The 2,500-nt window shown below is 55.7% G+C and carries 1 tRNA gene and 2 rRNA genes (1 of these 3 cut by a window edge); all 3 read right to left on the reverse strand.

The features are described 5' to 3' along the window. Positions 1-58: 58 nt before the first annotated feature. Positions 59-135 (reverse strand) — tRNA-Met (locus KK7_RS0104740). An 85-nt stretch (positions 136-220) separates the two neighbouring features. Then, positions 221-335: ribosomal RNA gene (gene rrf, locus KK7_RS0104745) — 5S ribosomal RNA — on the reverse strand. 118 nt (positions 336-453) lie between these two features. After that, positions 454-2,500 (reverse strand): 23S ribosomal RNA (locus KK7_RS0104750) (it continues 747 nt past the right edge of the window).

Here is a 2,500-nt window from a genome sequence, read left to right on the forward strand (position 1 = left end):
GCGTATGCCACAAAAGACAACGCCGCCCGTGAGGGCGGCGTGTGGCGTTCTGTAGCGGTGGTTGCGGGGGCAGGATTTGAACCTGCGGCCTTCAGGTTATGAGCCTGACGAGCTACCGGGCTGCTCCACCCCGCGCCAATGCTGGTGCCCTTTGTGGGGGCGAACGGGGGACATGTGAATGGGTTTTGGTTTCCGTGCCTTTGCCGACACCGGCTTCAATGCCTGGCGGCGACCTACTCTTCCATTGCTTGAGCAATAGTACCATCGGCGCTGTCTGGTTTCACGGCCGAGTTCGGGATGGGATCGGGTGGGTCACAGACGCTATGGCCACCAAGCAATGAAGCCGGTGTGGGCGAAGGGGGAAACGTTTTTCAAATCGTGCACGATCAAAGGCTGGAAATTCATCCACCCGGCTACCGAACAACCCAGGGTTGTCGATGGGGGTGTGAAACTCTCAAGCGCGAAAAGAGCAATTAGTATCGGTTAGCTCCACGCGTTACCGCGCTTCCACATCCGATCTATCAAGGTCGTGGTCTTCGACCGCTCTATGAAATCTTATCTCGAGGGAGGCTTCCCGCTTAGATGCTTTCAGCGGTTATCCCGTCCATACATAGCTACCCAGCTGCGCTCCTGGCGGAACGACTGGTACACCAGAGGTATGTTCAACCCGGTCCTCTCGTACTAGGGTCAACTCCTCTCAAATTTCGACGCCCACGGCAGATAGGGACCAAACTGTCTCGCGACGTTCTGAACCCAGCTCACGTACCACTTTAATTGGCGAACAGCCAAACCCTTGGGACCTGCTCCAGCCCCAGGATGTGATGAGCCGACATCGAGGTGCCAAACAACCCCGTCGATATGAGCTCTTGGGGGTTATCAGCCTGTTATCCCCGGCGTACCTTTTATCCGTTGAGCGATGGCCCTTCCACGAGGGACCACCGGATCACTATGACCGACTTTCGTCTCTGCTCGACTTGTCAGTCTCGCAGTCAGGCTGGCTTATGCCATTGCACTCTAACAGCCGGTTTCCAACCGGCCTGAGCCAACCTTCGCGCGCCTCCGTTACTCTTTAGGAGGCGACCGCCCCAGTCAAACTACCCGCCACAGAGGGTCCCTGTACCGGATGACGGTACGAGGTTAGACAGTAAAGAACAACAGGGTGGTATTTCACTTGGTGGCTCCACACCAGCTGGCGCCAGTGCTTCAAAGCCTCCCACCTATTCTACACAGTTGTTCTCCACTGCCACTCTGAAGCTGCAGTAAAGGTGCACGGGGTCTTTCCGTCTAACCGCGGGTACTCCGCATCTTCACGGAGAATTCAATTTCGCTGAGCATGTCCTGGAGACAGTGGGGAAGTCGTTACGCCATTCGTGCAGGTCGGAACTTACCCGACAAGGAATTTCGCTACCTTAGGACCGTTATAGTTACGGCCGCCGTTTACCTGGGCTTCATTTCGGAGCTTGCACTCCTCCACTTAACCTTCAGGCACCGGGCAGGCGTCAGGCCCTATACGTCGTCTTGAAGCCGACTTAGCAGAGCCCTGTGTTTTTGCTAAACAGTCGCTACCCCCTGGCCTGTGCCCCCTGCAACTGGTTGCCCAGATGCAGGGCCTCCTTCTTCCGAAGGTACGGAGGCAATTTGCCGAGTTCCTTCAGGACACTTCTCTCAAGCGCCTTGGTATACTCTACCAGACCACCTGTGTCGGTTTCGGGTACGGTCTATACGGTGGGGCTATTTCCCGGGACTGCTTCGAAGCCAGCTCAATCCGATAAGAACTGACAACACACGCAATCCGTCACACACCACCAGGCCCACGAATATTAACGTGGTTCCCATCGACTACCCCCTTCGGGCTCGTCTTAGGGGCCGGCTCACCCTGCGCGGATTAGCCTTGCGCAGGAACCCTTGGTCTTTCGGCGAGAGGGCATCTCACCCTCTTTATCGCTACTCATGTCTGCATTCGCACTTCCGATACCTCCATGGTCGGTTACCCTTCCACTTCACAGGCTTACGGAACGCTCCGCTACCGCGTGTCTTACGACACACCCTAAGCTTCGGTGCACGTCTTGAGCCCCGTTACATCTTCGCCGCAGGAACCCTTGTTTAGACCAGTGAGCTGTTACGCTTTCTTTAAAGGATGGCTGCTTCTAAGCCAACCTCCTGGTTGTTTTGGGATTCCCACATGCTTTCCCACTTAGACGTGACTTGGGGACCTTAGCTGTAGGTCAGGGCTGTTTCCCTTTTGACGACGGACCTTAGCACCCGCCGTCTGTCTCCCGGATATCACTCCTAGGTATTCGGAGTTTGGTTAGAATTGGTAGATCTCGCGACCCCCGCATCCATCCAGTGCTCTACCCCCTAGGGTGTTCATCCGAGGCACTACCTCAATAGTTTTCGCGGAGAACCAGCTATTTCCCGGCTTGATTGGCCTTTCACCCCTAAGCACAACTCATCCGGTAACTTTTCAACGTTAATCGGTTCGGACCTCCAGTGCGTGTTA

It is taken from the genome of Sphingomonas elodea ATCC 31461, assembly GCF_000226955.1.
Lineage (GTDB): Bacteria > Pseudomonadota > Alphaproteobacteria > Sphingomonadales > Sphingomonadaceae > Sphingomonas > Sphingomonas elodea.